This is a genomic window from Brasilonema angustatum (genome assembly GCF_059505445.1).
The window spans coordinates 1-20,667 of the sequence record NZ_JCACKO010000085.1 but is presented as its reverse complement, the minus strand read 5'-3'; the positions used below and the strand labels follow the sequence as shown (position 1 = coordinate 20,667).

Here is a 20,667-nt window from a genome sequence, read left to right as displayed (position 1 = left end):
AGATTTTGGCTCGCACTGCAAGCCCGCTTGTTGAGAATGGTGCAAGATCTCAGTTTTAACGGACTTCGACTATGAGCCTTGAACTAAAGTTCAAGGCGTACTCAGGGGGAGGTGCAATATCTGAGCGCCCAACGGGCGCGATTAACGCTCCCGCAAAATATGAAACAAGCACATTTTTCTGAGATTTCTCAAAGCCTTACTGTATAACGGTTCTAAAATGTGCAAGTTAGGAGGAAAAGCTCTTGCCGATCAACACAAACCCAACTTCAACAGATATAATTTCAGTATTGTCTCGACTGTTGCCATCAATTCGATTGTTCCTGTTGGCTGACTTTCCCTTTGAATGTCTTACTATTGCTTCTACTTTTTATTCAAGGGTTTTTCCACAAAGGCTCTTGCCTAGGAACACAAACCCAACTTCAATAGACATAGGACTTATGCAGTAAGACTTTTCACAATTGTGTCATATCTGTGTAACAGTATCGTCACAAAGTTTTTTTAAATTGGAATGGTATCTAGAAATTCTTACAGAAACAAAATGTATAAAAAACCCAGTGATGACAGTCACAATTCTTTAAACCATAATACTGCTTCTTGGAGAAAAACAGCTTTTCATTTATCGTTAGTGTTACTCGGCTCTGGGATGACGTTTGCGGGTGGCTACTTAGCATCTCACTCACAACAGGTAAGTGAAAATGCATCTAACCTAGCTGTGAGTCCAGCAAATGCTGCTCTGCCAATACCACCGAATTCAGACGGTACTAGCTTTGTTACGAAGGTTGTACAAAGGGTAGGACCAGCTGTCGTGCGGATTGATTCTTCGCGAACAGTCAAAAGCCAGTTACCAGAGCAATTTAACGATCCGTTTTTCCGTCAATTCTTTGGATCTGCACTACCACGGCAACAAGGAAGCCAGGTAGAACGGGGAACTGGTTCAGGTTTTATAATTGGTGCTGACGGTCGGATTCTTACGAATGCTCACGTAGTGGATGGTGCAGATACAGTAACTGTAACGCTCAAGGATGGACGCACTTATAAAGGTAAAGTGCTGGGCAAAGATGAACTGACAGATGTGGCTGTTGTTAAAATTCAAGCAGATAAACTGCCAACGGTGGCATTGGGTAACTCAAACCAGCTACAACCTGGAGACTGGGCGATCGCCATTGGTAACCCCCTTGGTTTGGGTAATACCGTCACTACTGGAATCATTAGTGCAACAGGTCGCACTAGCAATCAGATTGGTGCTCCCGACAGACGAGTAGAATATCTTCAAACAGACGCAGCAATTAACCCTGGTAACTCTGGCGGACCTCTAATTAATGCCCAAGGGCAAGTTATAGGGATGAACACAGCCATCATCCAAGGAGCACAAGGACTGGGCTTTGCGATTCCTATCAATACAGCGCAACGAATTTCCAATCAACTGATAGCGACGGGCAAAGTACAACATCCTTATTTAGGAATTCAGATGGTAGGATTAACGCCTGAGTTGAAACAAAACATCAACTCTGACCCCAACAGCGGTTTGAGTGTTAATGAAGATCATGGCGTATTAGTTGTCAAAGTTATGCCCAACTCACCAGCAGCCAAAGCAGGGATACGTGCTGGTGATGTTATCCAAAAACTTGATGGTAAAGCAGTGAGCGACGCAACCTCTGTTCAAAATGCAGTAGAAAATAGCCAAGTTGGAGGAAATGTAAGCATGGAATTGCATCGCAATGGGCAAAATCTCAATTTAGCTGTGCGTCCGGGTGCTTTTCCAATTCAAGCGCAATAAGCCTTTTGCTTAAAAATAACTTATGTACGGGATGAGCAAGATGCTCATCCCTATTTTTTATCTACATAACTTCAGTGGTATTACAGCTATTTTCAGCCAATTGAACCACAGATTTTCGTAGGGGCACCGCAAGAACAGCCCCTACCCCGTGGTTTATTTACTTGAAAAGCGCTGTAACTGATTCCTCGGACAAGAACATGTCACTATGTTCAATAAATTATTGACCAGTCAACACCAGTGTTTCGTTACCAGTGGCACTGGAAACACCGGTAGAGAGGCATTGCGTGGAATCCAATGTAGCTAGAGTGAGGGTTCTTGTTGCCATGTCATTTTTAAACTCTCCGTCGGTAACAATCCCGGTGCTTATGAAAACGGTGTCACCAGCAGGTTTCTGTTGAACAGTAGAGGAGAAGTGTATGGTGCTAGATTGCCCGTTGCTCCAATTGTATTTAAGATCATACGGGGGTGTATTTGCCGAATTGCAGGAAGCGTTTACTGTAACTTTGCTGCTACCACGACCCGATACGATTGTCGCGTCAGTTAGCAGAGGAACGCATGTACTTAACGTTCCATCACGAGTGATAACAGTTTCTTTTTCTTCAAACGTAAGACCAGGGCTGTAGGTAGCTGTATATCCTCCCGTACAGCTAAGGTCAACGACACCAGCGTGAGCAGAAGAGTCAGCCATGCTGAAATCAATACCGATTATTGCGGTTGCAATCGCACAAGCGATCGCTGATACTTTGGAACCAAAACAATATTTTCTCATGATGAGAGTGATAAGTGTCTCTAATAATGCTTAGATATCTAATTTTTGTTTTAAAAATCACCAACACCCTTAGAGTTTACACTAACAAATTATTGGTAAAAAGTATCCAACGCTGGTTGACACAGGTCAAAAATGATGTTGTTAACTGTTTTTTTAGTAGTTGTTAACCACTTTTGACTTTTGTTGAATTGTATAGTAATTAACGCTGTGACTTACTAGATATCTGAGAAATATAGCAGTCCTATTTCATCTGCATGAAAGTGCCTGCACTCTGCACTTAAAAACAAGGTACATTTGTATATTCTTCTTCCCTGTTAAGCGTTAAGTGCCTCAACGAGTAATTTCACAACTCCTGCACAAATTGCTATATCAGTATAGTTGTTATCAGTTTTAGCTAGTAATTAAACCACAGGTTACTAGAAAACACCTCAAGAGTTGTCATTTTTCTTAACGTGAATAGCAAGCATTATAGTTCGCAGACTGTATTTTTGGTTGAGGTTTAATGGTAGATGCAAAATCTCAGTTGATTTTATTAATAGCAATTATGAGACACCAAAACACAGTCTAGTCCTATAAAACTAGCTAACCCATGTAAAGTGCAACACTGAAGGCAAAGACTGCGACTATGACAGGAATCATAGTATTAAACTCTACTTTCCGTGTCGTCAATATTTTTACAAAAGACATAGGAACAATGATGGGCCATAAAACTGTAGTAATGAAAAGTATCACACTAGACAGAAATTTTTCTTCTGGCGAATAACTAGGATGACGGAGAAAGAATCTTAACCAATTAATCAAAAAATAGCCAGTCATCAGTAGGTAGTTAATAAGAAAAGCCAATTGCACCTTATTCACGGTAGCGACTCCTTCAGTTATCAAAGATTTAGAAAACATAATTTAGATTCATTTATGACATAAGTTCATCAGTACAACCAAGAGGATTTTAAAACGGCTGTCTATTGGTGAAGCAGATGCATAAAACTCTTCTAGAATTTAGCTAAATGTTAATCTAACCGTAAAATCTTACCAATCAGTACATACACTTATTTAATAAAAAATTCAATAAAATAGAAATCTCACGGAGATGTTTTAATTATTTTACTCTTATGTTTCCATAAATTAGAAAATTTACTGATTAATTATAACTATTTTACCCTTTGTATAGTTTAAATATTAAAGTTCAAAAAAAGATAATTCATATATCCGAAGATAACTTTTACGAAGATTTGACCAAAAACATTTATACGACTTCATAAGTAGAGCAATAGTTTTAAAGATCAAGATATTTACAGATAAATATAATTAAAACAAGTATAAATTAAGTAATTTGTTTCGCAGTCTCAGCAGTTAAATCTCTATTTTTATACCAATTTTTAATGATTAATCACTTGAAAAATCCTTGATATGAATACTATATATCCCAATAAAAAAGAAACCCTGCGTTATTAATACAACACAGGGAAAGAGAAATTTCTGCTACACAAAGACTTGGACTATGAGTCAATAGTACCTAAGCTAAACCGAAACAGGTGGTGATGCATTGTAATGATCCTGAGGCTGTAACTGAGCAGGTTATGCGTCGCCAATATCATTCCTATACAGGACTATCCCAAAGAACTGGTTTTTGTATATTTATTTGCTTGATGTGAACGAAATAGAGTAGTTTCCAGTTCTTAATTTTTCAATTTTGAATTTTGAATTGAATTTTGAATTATTTATGGAGTATCCCTTAATCTTGAGAATTACTCTGTGGGAATAGGTAAGCTATAGCAGCTCCACCAAATAAAGTCACTAAACTTACTAAAAAGACAGCAAAGAAAAAAGAGAACATAATGATCACCAAATATCAGTGTTATTAACTAAGGTTTTTCTGATAAATTCTGAAGTTACAACTCAGTATTCTTGACAAAAACCTTAGTGTTGGCTACTTTTAAACTACCAAGTGGATATGACACAAGTATGACCCCACTGTGTCAATAGCTTGTATATTTAGTGCAATTTAATTCTTAACTTGGTGCTCGATTAAAGATTGCAGTGCTTGAAATCCTGCTTCATTAAAGGACTGAAAAATCTCCTAGCCCAACGGGAGAGACAGTTGTCTAGTTTTGGGTAACACGAAAGCAGCGCTGGCGAATCCTGGCGTGGTTTCCTCGTGACGACTTCTTTTTTCAAGTTATCTATTGATAACATTCTTGCAGTTCTGCCCAACCAAGAAATTACGAACTATTTTCTTTTAGGAATCACATATCTTATCCCACCTTTAGCACCAACAGTATCACCTTTGTAACGAGGGATAATATGAATACTGGCGTGCATCATATTTTGACCTGCATCTCGATTGATGTTCATTCCCACATTGAAACCATCCGGTTCAAATTCTTTGGCGAGAATTTCTTGGACTTTGTTAACCATAAACCAACAAGCAGATTGCTCTTTAAACGGTAGCTCAAAATAATTAGTAACGTGACGTTTTGGAACAACCAAAACATGACCTTTACTCACGGGATAGCCATCAAACATAGCATAAGCAGTTGCTGATTCGGTTAGGATAGTTAAATTTCTACGAGGATTACAAAATATACAATTACAATTATTAGATGCGTTTACTCGTAAATTATCTCGTAAGTTATAATGCATATACTCATATATTTCGCAATACTCATCTAAGTAGATGGATTGAAAAGGAAGTTTGACAATGCACTGATATGTTGGTTTTTTGTGGATATAATGTTCTCGAAACCCTTCTCTTTTTAGATCTCTTCTAACTGCATAATACGCTTTTCCTCCGGGCTTCAATAGGTTCGATATTCTCATAAGAACATCCCCTTGTTCTTCCGGAAATAAAACGTTTAAAACATAAAAGCAAATTATTGTGTCAAATTTCTCATTAGGGTATTCCGGAAAATAATAAGGATCATAACCTGTAATATCAAATCCTTTTTTTCGCAATAATTTAACATCATTGCCCAAGCCACAGCCAAAATCTAGGACTTTGACTTTATCTTGAAGCAAATTTTTATCTAACAAAAATTGTGCAGGTACTGATAGGTGAGTTCTTTCTATTGCGGTAAGATGGCTGAATAGATTTTTTTGCTTTTTCATGGAAACATAAACTTTCTTTCGATTAATACCGATTCTCCATGAAGATGCACTTAATGTTTATTAGACGATTAGCAACAAGACGAGCCAGCGCTGCAGGAGGGTTTCCCTCCGTAGGCGACTGGCGTCGCCAAGAACGCCAAGAATGAAAGAGTAAGTATTAAGTGCAAGTTTACAGAGAATTGGTATAAGTAGCCGATATGGCGAATTCGTCACCACAAGGAAAGAAAAAACATTATTCTTTTTTCTTTCCTTATGGATAGCTACTCTCTGCCTTTTTTAGACTAGTTTGCTACTGGAGTTTAGAGGCACTAGCTTGGGAACCGCAAAGCCCTTGAGTTTGCATGCAACAAGTGCGTTCCATCGAGGCGATTGGCGTCGGGTTTCCCCGAGTGTGCAACCTCCTGTTCATTAGTAAGAGTATTAGCTATTGTTATACGGTTTATGATTATAGTGCTATTTAATACTTTTTTTGTTATTTTTTCCTCAGGGCTAACACTTACGCTATCTATAAATAATTCAATTCACCCAATTCCACATCTTGCAGAAATTGAGTCATAATCTTGTGCAATACTGATCCTTGCCATGCCAAAGAACGATTTGGTTGTGCGAGTAAACCCACTAACATGAGTTTAATTCCCTGAATTTGTAGGGGTTGAGAACTGGTGCTCTAGGTTATTCAAAGAATTACGAGATAAGTTGTTATTTAGCGGCGAAAACTCGTGTCTACTCTTTGCGTGATTTCTCCCCGTTCTACCTTCACCAAGTTATCTCTCGCAGCAATGGTGAGGTAAAGGGAAATCCCACAATCAACCGCCGCCATCACTAACGCCGCCGATAAAGTTTTAGTCCCGCCAGTGTAGTCAGCCATAATCTCATGGCTTGCTTCTTGCTGCAAATTGCGAATGAAAACGTAAATTTTGGGATAGCATTCGCTTAAATCGTCTGGGTTTTGTACCAGAATTAAATCTCGTTTTGGTTGAAAGCGATCTGCCGAGGCAGCAGCGAAGCTATCGCCCAACTCAACCTGTGTCGGAATATTGGGTAATCTTTCAATCACTTCTGCACCCCGACGCACTTCACATGGGGTTCCTTCACCGATGACTTGCGATTTGCTACCTTTTTCACCATCAGAGGCAATGAATATTACTCTGTCGGGTTGTAAGCTGCGGATGGCGGTGATGATGGGTTGGAAGGAACCGCCGACGGTGACGAGGAGGATTTTGGGCATTATTTAGATATTAAAATTTTTTAGAATTTTCAGTCAATTATTTTCAGGAAACCAACAAACTAGCATACAAGCTATATCAATCTAATTTCCTATTCAGTTGGTAATAACTTCTTTCCCAGTTCTAAAAGTCTAGGATAGAAAGACTCTACTTTTTGTTTAAGTTTACTTGCTGCTTGGGGTTGAGTGTTCATACCTACGTGAGCGATATCATTTCGTATCTCAGTCATCGCACCCCAAAGCCTCGCTAGTTCATTAGCTTCTGGCAAAGATTCAAGCCTTTCATCACAACGATCTGGTTTCATTTCTCTCGGCTCTTTTTTTAGCTTTTCTGTTGTTTCATTTCTCTTTCTAATCTTCCCCGTAAGGGGATTCAAAAGTCAGGTGAGTCCAATACACCCTCGAATCAAGTAGAGTGGGCATTGCAATGCCCAAAGCCAGATGCCTACGGAGGGAAAACGCCAGGTGCTACAACGGGGGGAACCCCCGCAACGCACTGGCTCCCCTCCTGCAGCACTGGCTCCCCTACAGCAGATGTGTATTTCAGTGAATTGAAAAGCGCTATATTTATTGGTTGTGGTTATATCGCCAGCATGCCAAACAGCTACTATTACGATTAGGATTAAGTAGGACGGTACAAATAAAGTTAACTAGTTTTGGCAGTCATTAGGAGGCAGCGCCTTGCGCAGAGAAGTTTGAGCGGTGAGTCCAGCCCCCGTCTTGGCGGTTTCCGTCACGGAGCGCGTAGCGTCTGGTGCAGGAGATTGGGGGACTGGCGAACCCGGAGGGAGGTTTCCTCCGTAGACGCTTTGCGGCTTGCCGCAGGCATCAAAGCTTTGGAGGGTTCCCCCCGTTGTGGCGACTGTCGTTCATTGGTCATTCGTTATTATCCCTCTTCTGTCACTCTCCGAAATCAAAAATCAAAGGCAATGTTTAAACCTTAGACTAGGGTTGGGTTTGTGGCTTTCTTTTCTAATATGATAAACATCACCATCGCTTTAGACTAAAACTCTTGTGTAGCAAGGATTTCATGTTTTCATCTGGGGAAAGTGACAGAAGAGGGATAGTAAGGGTTTGAGGCGTTTTTACATTTTTTAACATAGTTCTGTTTATTTCCACCCATCTACTTATCTTTGATACAAAAATTGTGGGGACGACAAGCGCTCGCCCCCACACTTCTAACTAAACCTAGTCAACAGGTTTACCTTACTTCTTTTTCATCTCCTGAGCCATTTTTCGGTAGTAGTCCATTTGAGGATTGGGACGACGATTAGAAGTCGCTGAAGTTTCAGTCGCTTTTGAAGGCTCAGTTTTAATTGATTGTTGTGTTGTTTCTCGTTTTATACCCTGTATTTGATCAGGTTCTATAAAATATCCAGACTCGGAAACCCCAAAAAGCTTACCAAAGATACCAAAGATATTTCCGATAAAATTAGAAAGGCTTCCAAAAACAACAGATAAAAAGCCTCCAATGCGAATAAAAAAATTCTGAAAAACTTGTTTTAAACCAGACATGGTAGTGTCTCCTGTAATTGCATACTATTATTTTGACTTACGGGATTGGAGTCTGTTAATGTTTAAGGGTATTCAAGCCATCTTTTTTTTTGTAGATGACGTTGTTGCAGCAGCAACTTGGTATAGTAAACTTCTAAATGCACCAGTCAAGTATTTTCACACTGATAACGAAATACGAGGAGCGCTCATAGAAGTCGGTAGCATAGATATGTTTTTTCATGTCGCAGATAAAAAAATGCGTGCTGGAAACGCTGGACAAGTAGCATACTGGCGTGTAGACGACTTTTATCAAGCAGTAGATCATGCTCAAGAGCACGGGGCTAAACTTTATCGAGGTCCGTTGACAATTGAGGATAACCAAGCTATTTGTCAAATGTGGGATCCGTTTTGCAATCTTTTTGGTATGCAAGGTTTGATCTTGGTGTAACCCAAACCTATGTGTTGAATTGATGCAAACAAAACAAGTGGAAAATTGTCTGGGTAAGTTGACAAACCAAGTTTTAACCAAGTCGAAGACATCAACATTGGTGTAACAAAGTTTGTCAATTACCCCTTTCTAGATATTTAGTCTTCGTCAAGAGCGGGGAAAGCTTCCTCAAACCGCCACAACTCATTTTTATTTTGAATGAACCAAGTACGAGTCTTTGGAGTTAATTTGCTCCAAATCTCTTCGATGGATACGTGGGGAGATGAATACTGATACTCTTGACCTAGCGCTTTCAAATTTGGCACAACATCATCAGGAATACCGAAATCTTTCCAGTCAATTTCTGTGTGTATTCCAGATACTCCCTTAGCAGGATCGGAAATTAACTGGACGGCCCTAATTAAGTCAGCAAAGTGTACTGGCTTGAGGTTATTTATCTCTTGAATTTGGAGTGATTCGTTATCTTTTTGAGACATCGTCACTAATGTTGGTGAAAAGTAAGTTGTTGATTGGACTTACTGCCAGAGATATTCACCTCGATGTCTCTAGTTTAGCGCAAAGCACCAGATGAAATGATAATTGATTTGGTCAGTTATCATTTTCAATCAGAACTGTAACTGCAGCCACAGCTATCAACATTTCGTCATTTTTATCATTGAGCGCTGGAATTGCTTTACCCTGAACGACCATTCCACCAGACTCAACTGTGAGAGTTTTGCGACCGAAAGGCAATACAGCTAAAACTTCGTCTTCTCGTACTTGTTCTGGGTAAGGGACAGCTACCTTGACCTCAACTATCATCTCATTTGGGTCACTCAAACCGGCAACTTCCCAAACACCGGGTAAAGCATTGTGTGCGATCGCATTTCTCACAGCCCTTGCTGCTGCAACTGTGGGTTCCTGTCCATGCTGATCAACTCCCATCCCCATTTCAATAATTAAGCGTTTGCGTGCCACAGTCACCTCTGTTTGTAAAGTTTTGTTCTTCAACGTAAGCGTTCAAGATTTTTTGATTCATGTCTTGCAGTAGGTGGAAACAGGGGGGAAGTTTATGCTGGTTCATTCCACACGTTGCTGAATTCCCACAAATCTCTTATCGTTCTATCCCGACCTTTACCAACAACCAGTTCTCAATCATTATCTATCTAATGTTCTTTTTTATACTAATGTCAAGATAAATCTGAGCAATATAAGGAAGTGCAACAAGAGGCGATGACGATTGCATTGGCACAGGTAAGAGGTAGACTGGTAAACTGGTAGATAGCAACCTATCGGTACTATACTGAGATGATAAAACTGCTTTTTCTGCTTTCACAGAACAAAAGTTTCCTGTTTTTAGCAGAAATAAGAAATTACTATCAAAAAGTATACCAGCAAACAATCCTGAGTCTCTTAGGTGAATAGTTAAATTTATGTACTTGCAATATTCGAATTGTAACTATTGGGATAAACTGTCTCTATTTCAATCATAATAGAGATTTCTGAATGACTTTTCTACTTAATTAACCAAGCCCGGATAGGCATTTCGTAAATCATACCATGTCCCATGATTCTTTGTACCATATCCGAACAAGAACTGTCATAACTTCTATTTCTGAGCGACCGATTCATCAAATACCATTTATTACCCATTCACCCAATGGTATTGGTATAGTTCACAGAGTTCTGCCTGTTTTGTTAGCAAAAGTTGACTCACTACCAGATGGGTTAGAAGCGATCATCGCCACAAGCGATCTACAGGGAGTTGATCCAGCCAATTACCGCCTTCTGGGTCATCTTGTCAGTGAAGAACTAGAAAAGTTGGCAGAGTTAGGAAAAATTCCATCTCCACAAACAACGGGCGTTATTTTAGCAGGAGATCTTTACGCGAAAATAGATAAGCGTGGTGGTGTAGGAGATGTCCGTGAAGTTTGGCAAGCTTTTAGTCGCCGTTTTCGTTGGGTTGCTGGAGTAGGAGGAAACCATGACAATATTGGCAAAACACCACAACAAATCCAAGCATTTCAAAATGGGCAAGGCATACATTATTTAGATGGCGACCTCACTTGTCTAGATGGAATTCGCATTGCTGGGATTTCAGGGATTATTGGTAAGAAAACTAAGCCTTTCCGTCGTCCTGAAGAAGATTTTAGAGAACTTATACACGAACTCCTTAACGAGTCACCAGACATTTTAATTTTGCACGAAGGTCCCAACGATGCAGAAGCAAAATTGATAGGGAATCAGTCAATTCGTACTGAACTAACAACAGGAAGTAATTTATTAGTTATTTGTGGTCATTCACACTGGAGAGTTCCAATGACAACTATGCCTAAAGGAGTACAAGTGCTGAATGTAGACACTCGGGTTGTTGTCATGACAAAGATGAAGTCCTAGAGTTGAAGCTAGGTAGAAAGTTATCCCACAAGTTTAATCGCTGTTCACGGTTGAGACATAAATCCGTGTGACAACAATTTCTGTAGTAATTTTAGCAATACGTATCCAAGCAAATAAGTGTAAAATTTTATGCAAGATAGCTGGAATCCAAACTTATATGAAAAATTTCAAACAGAAAGAAGTCGTCCATTCTACGACTTGGCGAACATGGTACGTAGACGAGAGGGTATGCGAGTTCTGGATTTAGGTTGCGGGACGGGAAAATTAACACATTATCTGCATCGGAAGCTTGCAGCACAGGAAACTGTGGGGTTAGATGCTTCAGAGAATATGCTGCGCTTAGCGCGTCAGTTTGAGGGAAATGGACTGGAGTTTAAGTTTGGACGAATTGAGGATGATCCCGTTCCAGGAAAGTTTGATTTGGTGTTTTCCAATGCGGCTTTGCAGTGGCTAACCGGACACGAGGCGTTGTTTGAAAAGTTGCGCTTCAAGCTGCAACCTGGTGGACAGCTTGCCGTACAAGTCCCAGCAATGAATTCAGAACCAGTCCACATCTTAGCAGTAGAGACAGCGGAGGAATTCAGCGAGGAACTGGGGGGATATGTGCGGCATTTAGAGGTACTCAGACCAGAGAATTATGCAAAGCTACTTTATAAGTTGGGGTTCATAGAACAGGAAGTCAGGCTTCAAATTTACGGACATATCTTACCGTCACCAGAAGCAGTCATAGAATGGTATCGCGGGACGTTGCTCACAACATACCAGCAGCGGCTAGATGCTGAGACTTACGAGCGATTTGTGAAAGGGTACACGCAGAAGTTAATCAAGTACTTGGGTGAGGAGCGTCCGTTCTTCTTTGCGTATAAACGTATTTTAATCTGGGGACGCTTAAGCTATTAAACACTAGGTTGTAGAGACTGATTTAAACCTAGCCGCAACATCACGAGCAGCGTTTTGTCCAGCGCGAATAGCACCTTCAATGTAGTTAGCCCAAATACTAGAGCGTTCCGTACCAGCCCAATGAATCCGACCGACTGGACTATTGAGAGCAGAACCAGCGCTAGTGAGTAAACCTGGTGGTAATGCCGAAATGCATCCACCTGTCCAAGGTTGGTTATTCCAATCAAATTCCACCCACTCTAATGGTTGTTGTGCTGCTTCACCAAAAGTTTCTCCCAGAAATGCAAGGCATAACTCTTGGCGTTTTGATTCAGGTAACGTTGCGTAATCGGGAGCTAACAATCCAACAATCACACCTCTACTTCCATCTTCCGGCGAGATATCAATCACCTCAATTTTGGTATCGATACTAAGAAAGTGACCACTGATTATTTGACCTTGCCACCAAGGTTTTTCATAGATAGCATGAAATTTAATCCAACTCATCGTCTCCCATTGTGTAATTAATTGACGGTGAATTGGGGGAAGAGGAGGGTCAAATTGGATACGAGCAACAGTCTTGGGCATCATCGCCACAATCACTTGTTGAGCATACATAACCCCACGTTCATAAACAAGTTGAACACAGGAGTCATCGTAATTCGATATTTCAGTCACACAAGCATTGAGTAAGACCCGTTCCCCTAAACGTTCTGCGATATTTAAAGAAATTTGTTGTGTTCCGCCAACAAAAGAAAAATCCTCAGCAGTCTCTAACAAATCATTGAATCCTGCTGTATGGACAAAATGAAGCATCCATAAGAGTGAAACTTTGTTTGGATCACCACTGAGGATTTGCCGCACACACCCCTCGAACCAAGCCCGTGCTTCATCAGTCGTTGTGTTCTGCTCAATCCAAGCCCCCATTGTCATAGAGTCTAATATGTTTGCATTAGGAGCTTGCCAAGGGGTTTCTAATGGAACAGTACGGCACAAAGCCTCAAATGTTGTCATCGCCTGAGCGAAATCTTTTTGAGCAATGTCCGATTCAGACGTTGGAGATGCCTCTAGCATCGTCCATTTGTGGCCAAAACCATAGAATGTCTGACCTTCAAGCTTTCCTTTCTTGATAGAAACCCCCATTTCTTTTGCCAGATTCAGCAACGCTGTTTGGGTAGGACCAGCCCAAGTGCCACCTTGTTCAACGTAACCCCCTGACACCAGCGGATGATTGAGAGTTCGTCCTCCTACTCGTGAATTGGCTTCAAGTACAACTAGTGATTCGATACCTAACTTGTGCAATTCCCAGGCTGCACTCAGACCAGAAATGCCTGCACCCACAATAGCAACTTCTGCGTGAGAACTCATGGTGATAAAGTTTATTTATGCAATATAGTTGATTTATACTACATAGTTGCAACTTTGCTTTGCTCTAAGTCATTTGTAATGTTACAAAGTGCACCTAGACTTTTTAACTTTTGACTATAGCTGTCATAACTGCTGCTCCACAAAGAATTAGCGCCGCTAAACGATAGCTTCCAGCAAACCCCGCAATAACTGCCTGAGGTGGAGCTGCAGCGACATCTGTACCTGGAGCTAAATTTGCAATCAGTGCTCCAAAAACAGTGCCTATGACACACACTCCGACGTTAACCCCCAAAGTACGCGACAAAGACAGTAACCCAGACGCAATTCCCAAACGCTCCCGATGTACAGATCCCATAACACTGCTGTCGTTAGGCGAGCGGAACAAACCTAACCCAGTCCCAAAAATAAAGTAGCGCAGTATATAGTCTTGTTCAGTAGTTTGAGCATCCAAGCTACTAATAGCCAGACAGCCACCAATCATCAGTCCTAACCCAATTAAGCCAATTGAGCGAGAACCAAACCTATCTGAAAGTATACCTGCTAGTGGGGCAATCAATCCACTAACAACAGGCGACACCGCCAGTAATAACCCCACTTTTGAGGTTGGATAGTGCTTGACTTGCTCTAGAAAGAATGGGGTTATCAGCAGTCCACCAGTCAGGACAATGAATATTAAAGTGCCGTTGAGCAAACCCACACTCAGGCGAGGATTGGCAAACATATCCAACTCTATCAGTGGTTCCTCCAAACGAGCTTCAACTGCTAGAAAACTGACTAGTGCGATCGCCGCAAGGAATAGCAACCACAATGCATGACCACTTGTAAAGCCCTCGCTTTGCCCAAAAGTCATACCCAGGGCAAAACTGCTGAGTGTCACCAGCGCTAACAAAGCACCGAGCAAGTCGAAGCGTTGTTTTTCCTTTTTGCGCTCAGTTGTAGGTACCACCCAGATGACAAGCAAACTAGCTATTACGCCCAGTGGAACATTAATTAAGAATAGAATACGCCAGTCAAACCACCCCAGAAGCAGTCCGCCTACTGAAGGACCAAGGGCGATACCAAGGGAAACGACACTACCGATAATCCCAACAGCTCGTCCCCGCTGTGAAGAAGGAAAAACTTCTGTAATGATTGCTAAACCAAGTCCAGAGATAAACACACCACCAAGTCCCTGAAGTGCTCGAAAAGCAATCAACCAATGAATGCTAGATGCAACTCCACACAATAGCGAACTCAAAGTAAACACAATAAGTCCCCCCAAGTAGAGATATTTTTTACCCCATATATCCCCTAGGCGAGTCGCTCCCAAAACTAAGCTGGAACTGATGAGTTGGTAGCCTAACACAGCCCACTGCGCCTGAGGAAAACTGGTTTGAAAATACTGAACTAACGTAGGCAAAGCCACGTTAATTATGCCTACGTCGAGAGTGGACATGAACACCCCAACACCAACACCGAGCATCACCAACCATCTTTGGGAAGCTGGTAAAGTCTGGGGTTTTGGTTGCAAGTCTGGCACTGTTGAGCCTCCTTCTTATCTCATCTAACTTTACGCTTGTTAATTATTTGTATACGTAATATTATCTAGTACTATAGCTGTCGCCAACTCTATTAGGGGGGACAGCAAAAATAAAATACCAGCCGTCAGACCTAGATCTCTTGACACCAACCCGTTACCGTTAAACACGGCTGGTATTTTATTTCCAGGCAAATGCCTTAGGACATATAGCAAGCAACGCTTAACGCTTAACAGGCGTGTGAAAGTCTGGTGATGTCCGTATTTTCTCATTAGTTCATGTTTTAATCTACCTAGGAACGGCTATATGACACAAAAAAGCCTCTCATACGAGAGGCTAAAACAGAGCCGCTGATAATGCGTAAAAAATTACACTTATGTCAGAACAGCTCCCGCTCCTCCAATAGCAGAGAACACTCCGGAAACAACTGCTGTAGCAAATAGCCACCAAGCGGCTGATGCTGCCGCTTTGCGTGTTTCTTCGGCTTGACGTTGTGCTTGAATTTTCACTTCTTCTAAGCGTCGTTGTGCTTCCTGCTGGATGCGTTCTGCCCGTTGCAGTACGTTGTTTCGTGCTCGTTCAACTTGGTCGATAATGCGGTTGGCGTCTTCCTCTGAAATATCATCGCGAGAACTCATAACTGCTACTAAAGTCTCGCGGTTGAAAGAAGATAAGCGATCGCGCAATGCATCAAACCCTGCTTGTGGGTCATCAAACAATGTGCGAACTTCGCGCTTAATACCATCGTAATTGAGTTCCGGGCGCTCTAAAGAGTTGAGGTAGTTGCGAATGCGGCCAAAAACTCCATCAACCACATCTTGAATGCCCCGCTGGATATTCCGCACTTGTTCCACGAACTGCTCACGCACTGATATCATCGAATCTGCAATTCGTGCCGCTTCCTCATCACTCAAGTCTTCCCGCAGTTTGAGTAGGGTGATGATGGTGGATCTGTCAAATTGGGAAAGGCGATCGCCGATACTTTCTATTCCCACTCGTGGATCATGCAGCAACAGAGAAAGGTCGCGTTTGATACCTTCTGGGTTGAGTTCGTCTTTGCCACTCCTGCGTAGGTACTCTTCCAAATATGTTTGGAAATTTTGTACTGATTGCTGAGTTCGGGTGGCGAGGCGACGGGGTGTACGCACGATGTCACGAATCGAAGTTTGGATCGAATCGATGACTTGATTAACTTGCTCTTCACTCAAGTCCTGACGTTGACTGAGCAACTGGACTAAGGTATCTCTATCAACCTGTGACAACCGACGGCGCAGTGCGACAGCACCTTCTCTTGGATTTTGGAACAGTGTATTCAAATCCCGCTGAATTCCTTCAGGATTCAGTTCTTGTTTGCCTGTATTTCGCAGGTAGTCTGCTATTGTTGTGGTTACAGAATCGTACTGCTCCTTAGCTTTATCTGCTACGATTTTTGGTGCGTGGCGAATATTACTCCAGTTTTCCTCAACAGTGTCGAGGATTTGATTGGCTTGGTCTTCGCTCAAGTCTTGCCGCTGACTTAGTAATTGTACTAAGGTGTCACGATCAAAACGAGATACCCGTGTTTTAATTGCACCCACTCCTGCTTGTGGATCATCCAAAAGTGTTTTCAGGTCAGCGCGGATGGCGTCGGGATTGAGTTCTTCTTTGCCTGTGTTGCGCAGATAAGATTGTAAATTTAACCAGAGTGATTCAGCTTGATACTGCGCTTGTTCTGCTAGTCCTTGGGATTCGACTAAGACTTGATTACGCTGTTTTTCCAACTCCTCAAGGATTGTATCTGCTTCTTCAGGATAAATATCATTGCGCTCTAGCAGAGTTTCGCGCATTTCTTGGCGGTCAAACTGGGCAAGTCGCCGAGAAAGGATTTCGTAATCTGCATCTGAATCTTCCAACAGGGGTTTGAAATCCCGCTGAATACCTTCTGCAGTTAAATCTGACTTAGGCGTAACGAGTAGATAGCTTTCGACTCGGCGTTGCAAGTCTTGTACTATCTCTTTTTCTTCCTCTGCGATCACTGCAATTAGCACGTCTTTGCGGATCAGTTCCAACTGATTTGCAATACGCTGAATTTCTGCTTGAGTCAGCAGACCCCGTTGCTTAAGAATATTGACAAAATCACTGCGGGAAAGTCCCTCTAGCTCTTGGCGTACTGTTCCAGGATCAGCGGCTGGATCGTAAAGAACGTCACGAAATTCTTGGGTAACTTTTTCTGAACTCAGTTGCCAAGCATATGTGTTGAGTAAGTAGTTTTCTACATCCGTGCGAATGGGGCTGTAAGCCTGTTTTGGCACGGGAAGACCTAACTTATCTGCTTGTTCGGTGACTTTAGCTTTAGCGTTTGTGACAGCACCAAGGATTTTTTCAACATCCAAGTCTGACAAATCAGTTCGCCCCAATACAATACCACTCAATGCGGATACTGCTTGCTGAATTGTCTGCTGAACTGGACCATTACTTGCTCCTTTTTGGTCACCTTGTTTTCCAGAACGGATCTCTGCCATCAGTTGATCCAGCTTGGCGTTGAGTTCATCAGTTTTAGTTTGTCCGGGTGGCAATGATTTGAGATAATTAACCAATTCTCCTAAGCGGTCTTGCTTTGGTTGTTGTTGACCGACTACCTGTTGCCAAACGCCATATAGTGTGTCGGCAATACGGTTAACTTCTCGCTTTGAAAGGTCAGTGCGACTGCTGATTAAATCAAGAAATTTCTGGCGGTCTATGTTGCTTAAATCTCCACTACCGGCGATCGCCTTGAGTTGCGGATCATTCAGTAACTTTTCAAATTCACCCCGAATATTGGATATATCCAGTTCTGGTGGACGTACCATTTCTAAGTAATCTTCTACTTTGTCTCGGAGCGTTCCGGGGTCTACAGCACTACCAATTTCCCGGCGTACAGCTGCTGCTGCTGCTTCTGCTGTTGCTACTACTTGGTTATTAATAGCTTTTGCCCCGAACGCAGCGGTCGCTGTCCCCATAATCGCCTGTAAGCCTGAGGTTGCTGTGTTGACCAACGAGCCAACTAAAGAACCCACCGTGGTTGAACTCACCCACACTAGTAGTAAGAAGTACGCTCCCCAAATCACCAACCCTAGAATTGCTCCCTGCACCGGAGACCAATCTCTAAAAAAACTGACTTTTACCGCTAAAAAACAAGCAATGGCAAGCGCAATAGTTACAGTGATTAATGTCCACAGTCCCACTGCTGTGCCTATTTTGCGAATAGTTCCGCCTAAACTTCCAACTTCTCCATTATCTCCATCTGAATCAGATGAACGACCCAAGTAGGAAATACCCGCAGCAACGGAGAGGTTGGTGAGAACTAATTGCAGGGCAAAAGCCAGGATCACACCAGAGATTAAGACGAAAAGAAAATCTACTCCTCCGGGAATGGCATGTGCCTGGTTAGCATTTGTTGACTGGTTAGCATCTGGCACTTGTGCCACCCAAAAGAGTGACTTGTATAGTGCCAGCATGATGTGCGTACTCTGAAACATCTAAAATCCTTCCTATGTAGCTCAAGTCGGTGGGGATGAAAAGTTACGTGATAGTAAATATTGTATCTGTTATAATACCCAACTCCTGAGCTTACAATGCTGGAATTCTAGTACTTTTGGCATCTCTCCAAAGTTTGAAAGTTTGCTGTAGCGTCGGACAGAAGTTTTTCTACCTAATGAGTCAACGACTTAATGAACCAAAGTGTGAATTCTCTAACAAAAATAAAATATTAGGAATTTCACACTTTACTCTCAAAATTTTTATTTTTTGTATGTGATTTTTTCAATTGATTTGAAGCGGTTTTGTTTTTCGTGAGCTACCACAAATTGATGAAGTAAAATTCTGCTTATTTTTTGTACTGTTACATTTATTTACAAATATCTTTTTTTGCATCCTCTTGAGGTGGATCTTTCCAAGAAAATACTGTTGTAATAATCGTCCACAAGAGGTGCTGATAGTTTGTACCCAATGACAGAAAGCAGTAGAGCTATAGATAGCTATATTTAAGTTGACAAACAAATCAAACTTAAATGAGGGAAATTATGCAATCTCGTCCTAGCACTGATTTACCACCAATTGCTACAGAATATAACGGCAAAGACCGCAATGCTTTTCTATTTGGTTTAAATCCCCAAGCGGAACTTTGGAATGGTCGTTTGGCAATGATAGGTTTTCTAGCTTACTTGGTTTGGGATTTAGCTGGCTACAGTGTCTTGCGTGATGTTCTGCACTTGATTAGTTACTAGTTATAAATTTTGGGCAGACGTAGAATCTTACGTCTATTAATCAAATATCAACTGATTTTTAGAGGAAAAAACAATGAAAACTCCTGAAACTCGCGCTTCTACCGATGTACCAGCTGTTGCTAAAGCTTACAACGGTGTAGACCGTAACGCTTTTCTATTTGGTTTAAACCCCCAAGCTGAACTGTGGAATGGTCGCTTGGCAATGATAGGTTTTCTGGCTTACTTGGTTTGGGATTTAGCTGGCTACAGTGTCTTGCGTGATGTTCTGCACTTGATTAGTTACTAGTTATAAATTTTGGGCAGACGTAGAATCTTACGTCTATTAATCAAATATCAACTGATTTTTAGAGGAAAAAACAATGAAAACTCCTGAAACTCGCGCTTCTACCGATGTACCAGCTGTTGCTAAAGCTTACAACGGTGTAGACCGTAACGCTTTTCTATTTGGTTTAAACCCCCAAGCTGAACTGTGGAATGGTCGCTTGGCAATGATAGGTTTTCTGGCTTACTTGGTTTGGGATTTAGCTGGCTACAGTGTCTTGCGTGATGTTCTGCACTTGATTAGTTACTAGTCAGAAGTTTTGTACACACGTAGTATACTATAGTACTCTTAAATCATTCGTGAAAAACAAAGTCCCCTACTTCTCACCAGAAGTCGGGGACTTTGTTTTTCCTATTATCACAGCTTTTGAACAGATTGGTATGAGCAGTGCGATTCGTTGCTAGTAGAATCACGGTAATAAGTTATCGAAGAAAGGGAATAGGGTATTTCTTTGGTACCAGAATTTGCAGCTGCTTCTTAGGACTACAAAGTACTTGCTTTGGCGACAGACGAATAAATTATTAATAATATTTATATATAGCAGTCCTATTTCATTTGTGAAAAACAAAAGTACATTTGTACATTCTTCTTCCCTGTTAAGCGTTAAGCGTTAAGCGTTCCCTACCTCAACGAGTAATTTCACAACTCCTGCACGGATTGCTATATAATCAATAATCATTAACTAGTCTTATCAGAATTTTCTGATATTGGTGAGTAGTTGTCAAAGCCCAATCTGTTTAGCTTTCAAGCAATTTATCCTGTTGATACTCAAAATCTATATCCTCACACTAGTTAATAATATTTCTTTATCAATGATTAGTTGCTTATTACTAACTTTCCTAGTATAGTTATTAAGCCAGTTAGAAAGAAATATCAATAAGTTTCCTAGCTAAAGTCAATAGACGAGTACCAACCAGCTAACAATTCCAAAAAGTAAACAATTTTTCTCCTCTGACTTAGCCCTAAGAGATACAAGCTAACAGGAGCATCTACTTCCAACAAACCATAACCGCTGTACGAAAGACGGGTACAGCGGTTTTACTTTATGAATATGAGTGCGTTGTATATTGAAGCTTTATAAACAAATAGTATTAACCCAAGTTGCGGGTTATCAACCTGTGGGTGCTTTGCACTTGAATAGTC

The 20,667-nt window shown here is 41.4% G+C and carries 18 protein-coding genes and 1 pseudogene; 7 read left to right on the top strand and 12 right to left on the bottom strand.

Annotation, left to right across the window (positions count from 1 at the left end; translation table 11 throughout):
• The first annotated feature begins 538 nt into the window (after nucleotides 1-538).
• Nucleotides 539-1,777, top strand: coding sequence for an HhoA/HhoB/HtrA family serine endopeptidase (locus tag AC5JM2_RS15625; RefSeq protein ID WP_495835789.1), 1,239 nt, complete (start codon nucleotides 539-541; stop codon nucleotides 1,775-1,777).
• Between the two features lie 217 nt (nucleotides 1,778-1,994).
• Here the strand turns inward: AC5JM2_RS15625 and AC5JM2_RS15620 are convergent, their stop codons facing one another.
• The 7 genes and pseudogenes from AC5JM2_RS15620 to AC5JM2_RS15590 all read right to left on the bottom strand — a co-directional run bounded on the left by AC5JM2_RS15620 (nucleotide 1,995) and on the right by AC5JM2_RS15590 (nucleotide 8,391).
• A complete protein-coding gene (locus AC5JM2_RS15620) occupies nucleotides 1,995-2,465 on the bottom strand; it encodes a hypothetical protein (RefSeq protein ID WP_495835788.1) in 471 nt (156 codons plus the stop codon).
• A 663-nt stretch (nucleotides 2,466-3,128) separates the two neighbouring features.
• On the bottom strand, nucleotides 3,129-3,443 hold the full coding sequence (locus tag AC5JM2_RS15615) for a hypothetical protein (protein WP_495835787.1): 315 nt from the start codon (nucleotides 3,441-3,443) through the stop codon (nucleotides 3,129-3,131).
• Between the two features lie 1,329 nt (nucleotides 3,444-4,772).
• Complete coding sequence (locus AC5JM2_RS15610) at nucleotides 4,773-5,651, bottom strand: HIT family protein (protein ID WP_495835786.1); 879 nt, start codon at nucleotides 5,649-5,651, stop codon at nucleotides 4,773-4,775.
• Between the two features lie 505 nt (nucleotides 5,652-6,156).
• Nucleotides 6,157-6,297, bottom strand: a pseudogene (locus AC5JM2_RS15605) (P-loop NTPase); the annotation flags it as partial.
• 57 nt (nucleotides 6,298-6,354) lie between these two features.
• A complete protein-coding gene (locus tag AC5JM2_RS15600) occupies nucleotides 6,355-6,879 on the bottom strand; it encodes a hypothetical protein (RefSeq protein WP_495835785.1) in 525 nt (174 codons plus the stop codon).
• Nucleotides 6,880-6,968: 89 nt separating this feature from the next.
• Nucleotides 6,969-7,181, bottom strand: a complete 213-nt coding sequence (locus AC5JM2_RS15595) for a hypothetical protein (RefSeq protein WP_495835784.1) — start codon at nucleotides 7,179-7,181, stop codon at nucleotides 6,969-6,971.
• 901 nt (nucleotides 7,182-8,082) lie between these two features.
• Entirely contained in the window at nucleotides 8,083-8,391 is a 309-nt protein-coding gene (locus AC5JM2_RS15590) for a threonine dehydratase (protein ID WP_495835783.1), read from the bottom strand.
• Between the two features lie 58 nt (nucleotides 8,392-8,449).
• Between AC5JM2_RS15590 and AC5JM2_RS15585 the strand changes: the two genes are divergently transcribed.
• On the top strand, nucleotides 8,450-8,818 hold the full coding sequence (locus AC5JM2_RS15585) for a VOC family protein (protein ID WP_495835782.1): 369 nt from the start codon (nucleotides 8,450-8,452) through the stop codon (nucleotides 8,816-8,818).
• A gap of 137 nt (nucleotides 8,819-8,955) precedes the next feature.
• Here the strand turns inward: AC5JM2_RS15585 and AC5JM2_RS15580 are convergent, their stop codons facing one another.
• On the bottom strand, nucleotides 8,956-9,294 hold the full coding sequence (locus AC5JM2_RS15580; RefSeq protein WP_495835781.1) for a hypothetical protein: 339 nt from the start codon (nucleotides 9,292-9,294) through the stop codon (nucleotides 8,956-8,958).
• A 112-nt stretch (nucleotides 9,295-9,406) separates the two neighbouring features.
• Nucleotides 9,407-9,775 carry a Lin0512 family protein gene (locus AC5JM2_RS15575; protein ID WP_210617995.1) on the bottom strand — a complete coding sequence of 123 codons (369 nt, stop codon included), beginning with the start codon at nucleotides 9,773-9,775 and terminating at the stop codon, nucleotides 9,407-9,409.
• A 582-nt stretch (nucleotides 9,776-10,357) separates the two neighbouring features.
• Between AC5JM2_RS15575 and AC5JM2_RS15570 the strand changes: the two genes are divergently transcribed.
• Together AC5JM2_RS15570 and AC5JM2_RS15565 are read left to right on the top strand one after the other, a co-directional pair.
• Entirely contained in the window at nucleotides 10,358-11,194 is an 837-nt protein-coding gene (locus AC5JM2_RS15570) for a metallophosphoesterase family protein (protein ID WP_495835780.1), read from the top strand.
• 129 nt (nucleotides 11,195-11,323) lie between these two features.
• Nucleotides 11,324-12,094 (top strand): methyltransferase domain-containing protein, encoded by a 771-nt coding sequence (locus AC5JM2_RS15565; RefSeq protein ID WP_495835779.1) that lies wholly within the window; start codon nucleotides 11,324-11,326, stop codon nucleotides 12,092-12,094.
• 3 nt (nucleotides 12,095-12,097) lie between these two features.
• Here the strand turns inward: AC5JM2_RS15565 and AC5JM2_RS15560 are convergent, their stop codons facing one another.
• The 3 genes from AC5JM2_RS15560 to AC5JM2_RS15550 all read right to left on the bottom strand — a co-directional run bounded on the left by AC5JM2_RS15560 (nucleotide 12,098) and on the right by AC5JM2_RS15550 (nucleotide 18,455).
• Nucleotides 12,098-13,441 (bottom strand): flavin monoamine oxidase family protein, encoded by a 1,344-nt coding sequence (locus tag AC5JM2_RS15560; RefSeq protein WP_495835778.1) that lies wholly within the window; start codon nucleotides 13,439-13,441, stop codon nucleotides 12,098-12,100.
• Between the two features lie 103 nt (nucleotides 13,442-13,544).
• Entirely contained in the window at nucleotides 13,545-14,960 is a 1,416-nt protein-coding gene (locus AC5JM2_RS15555; RefSeq protein ID WP_495835777.1) for a DHA2 family efflux MFS transporter permease subunit, read from the bottom strand.
• A gap of 372 nt (nucleotides 14,961-15,332) precedes the next feature.
• Complete coding sequence (locus AC5JM2_RS15550; RefSeq protein WP_495835776.1) at nucleotides 15,333-18,455, bottom strand: MFS transporter; 3,123 nt, start codon at nucleotides 18,453-18,455, stop codon at nucleotides 15,333-15,335.
• A gap of 543 nt (nucleotides 18,456-18,998) precedes the next feature.
• On the opposite strand from AC5JM2_RS15550, the gene AC5JM2_RS15545 reads away from it, so the two are divergent.
• The 3 genes from AC5JM2_RS15545 to AC5JM2_RS15535 all read left to right on the top strand — a co-directional run bounded on the left by AC5JM2_RS15545 (nucleotide 18,999) and on the right by AC5JM2_RS15535 (nucleotide 19,774).
• Complete coding sequence (locus AC5JM2_RS15545; protein WP_495835775.1) at nucleotides 18,999-19,202, top strand: high light inducible protein; 204 nt, start codon at nucleotides 18,999-19,001, stop codon at nucleotides 19,200-19,202.
• Between the two features lie 73 nt (nucleotides 19,203-19,275).
• Entirely contained in the window at nucleotides 19,276-19,488 is a 213-nt protein-coding gene (locus AC5JM2_RS15540) for a high light inducible protein (protein ID WP_495835774.1), read from the top strand.
• A 73-nt stretch (nucleotides 19,489-19,561) separates the two neighbouring features.
• Nucleotides 19,562-19,774 (top strand): high light inducible protein, encoded by a 213-nt coding sequence (locus tag AC5JM2_RS15535; protein ID WP_495835774.1) that lies wholly within the window; start codon nucleotides 19,562-19,564, stop codon nucleotides 19,772-19,774.
• Nucleotides 19,775-20,667 lie beyond the last annotated feature (893 nt).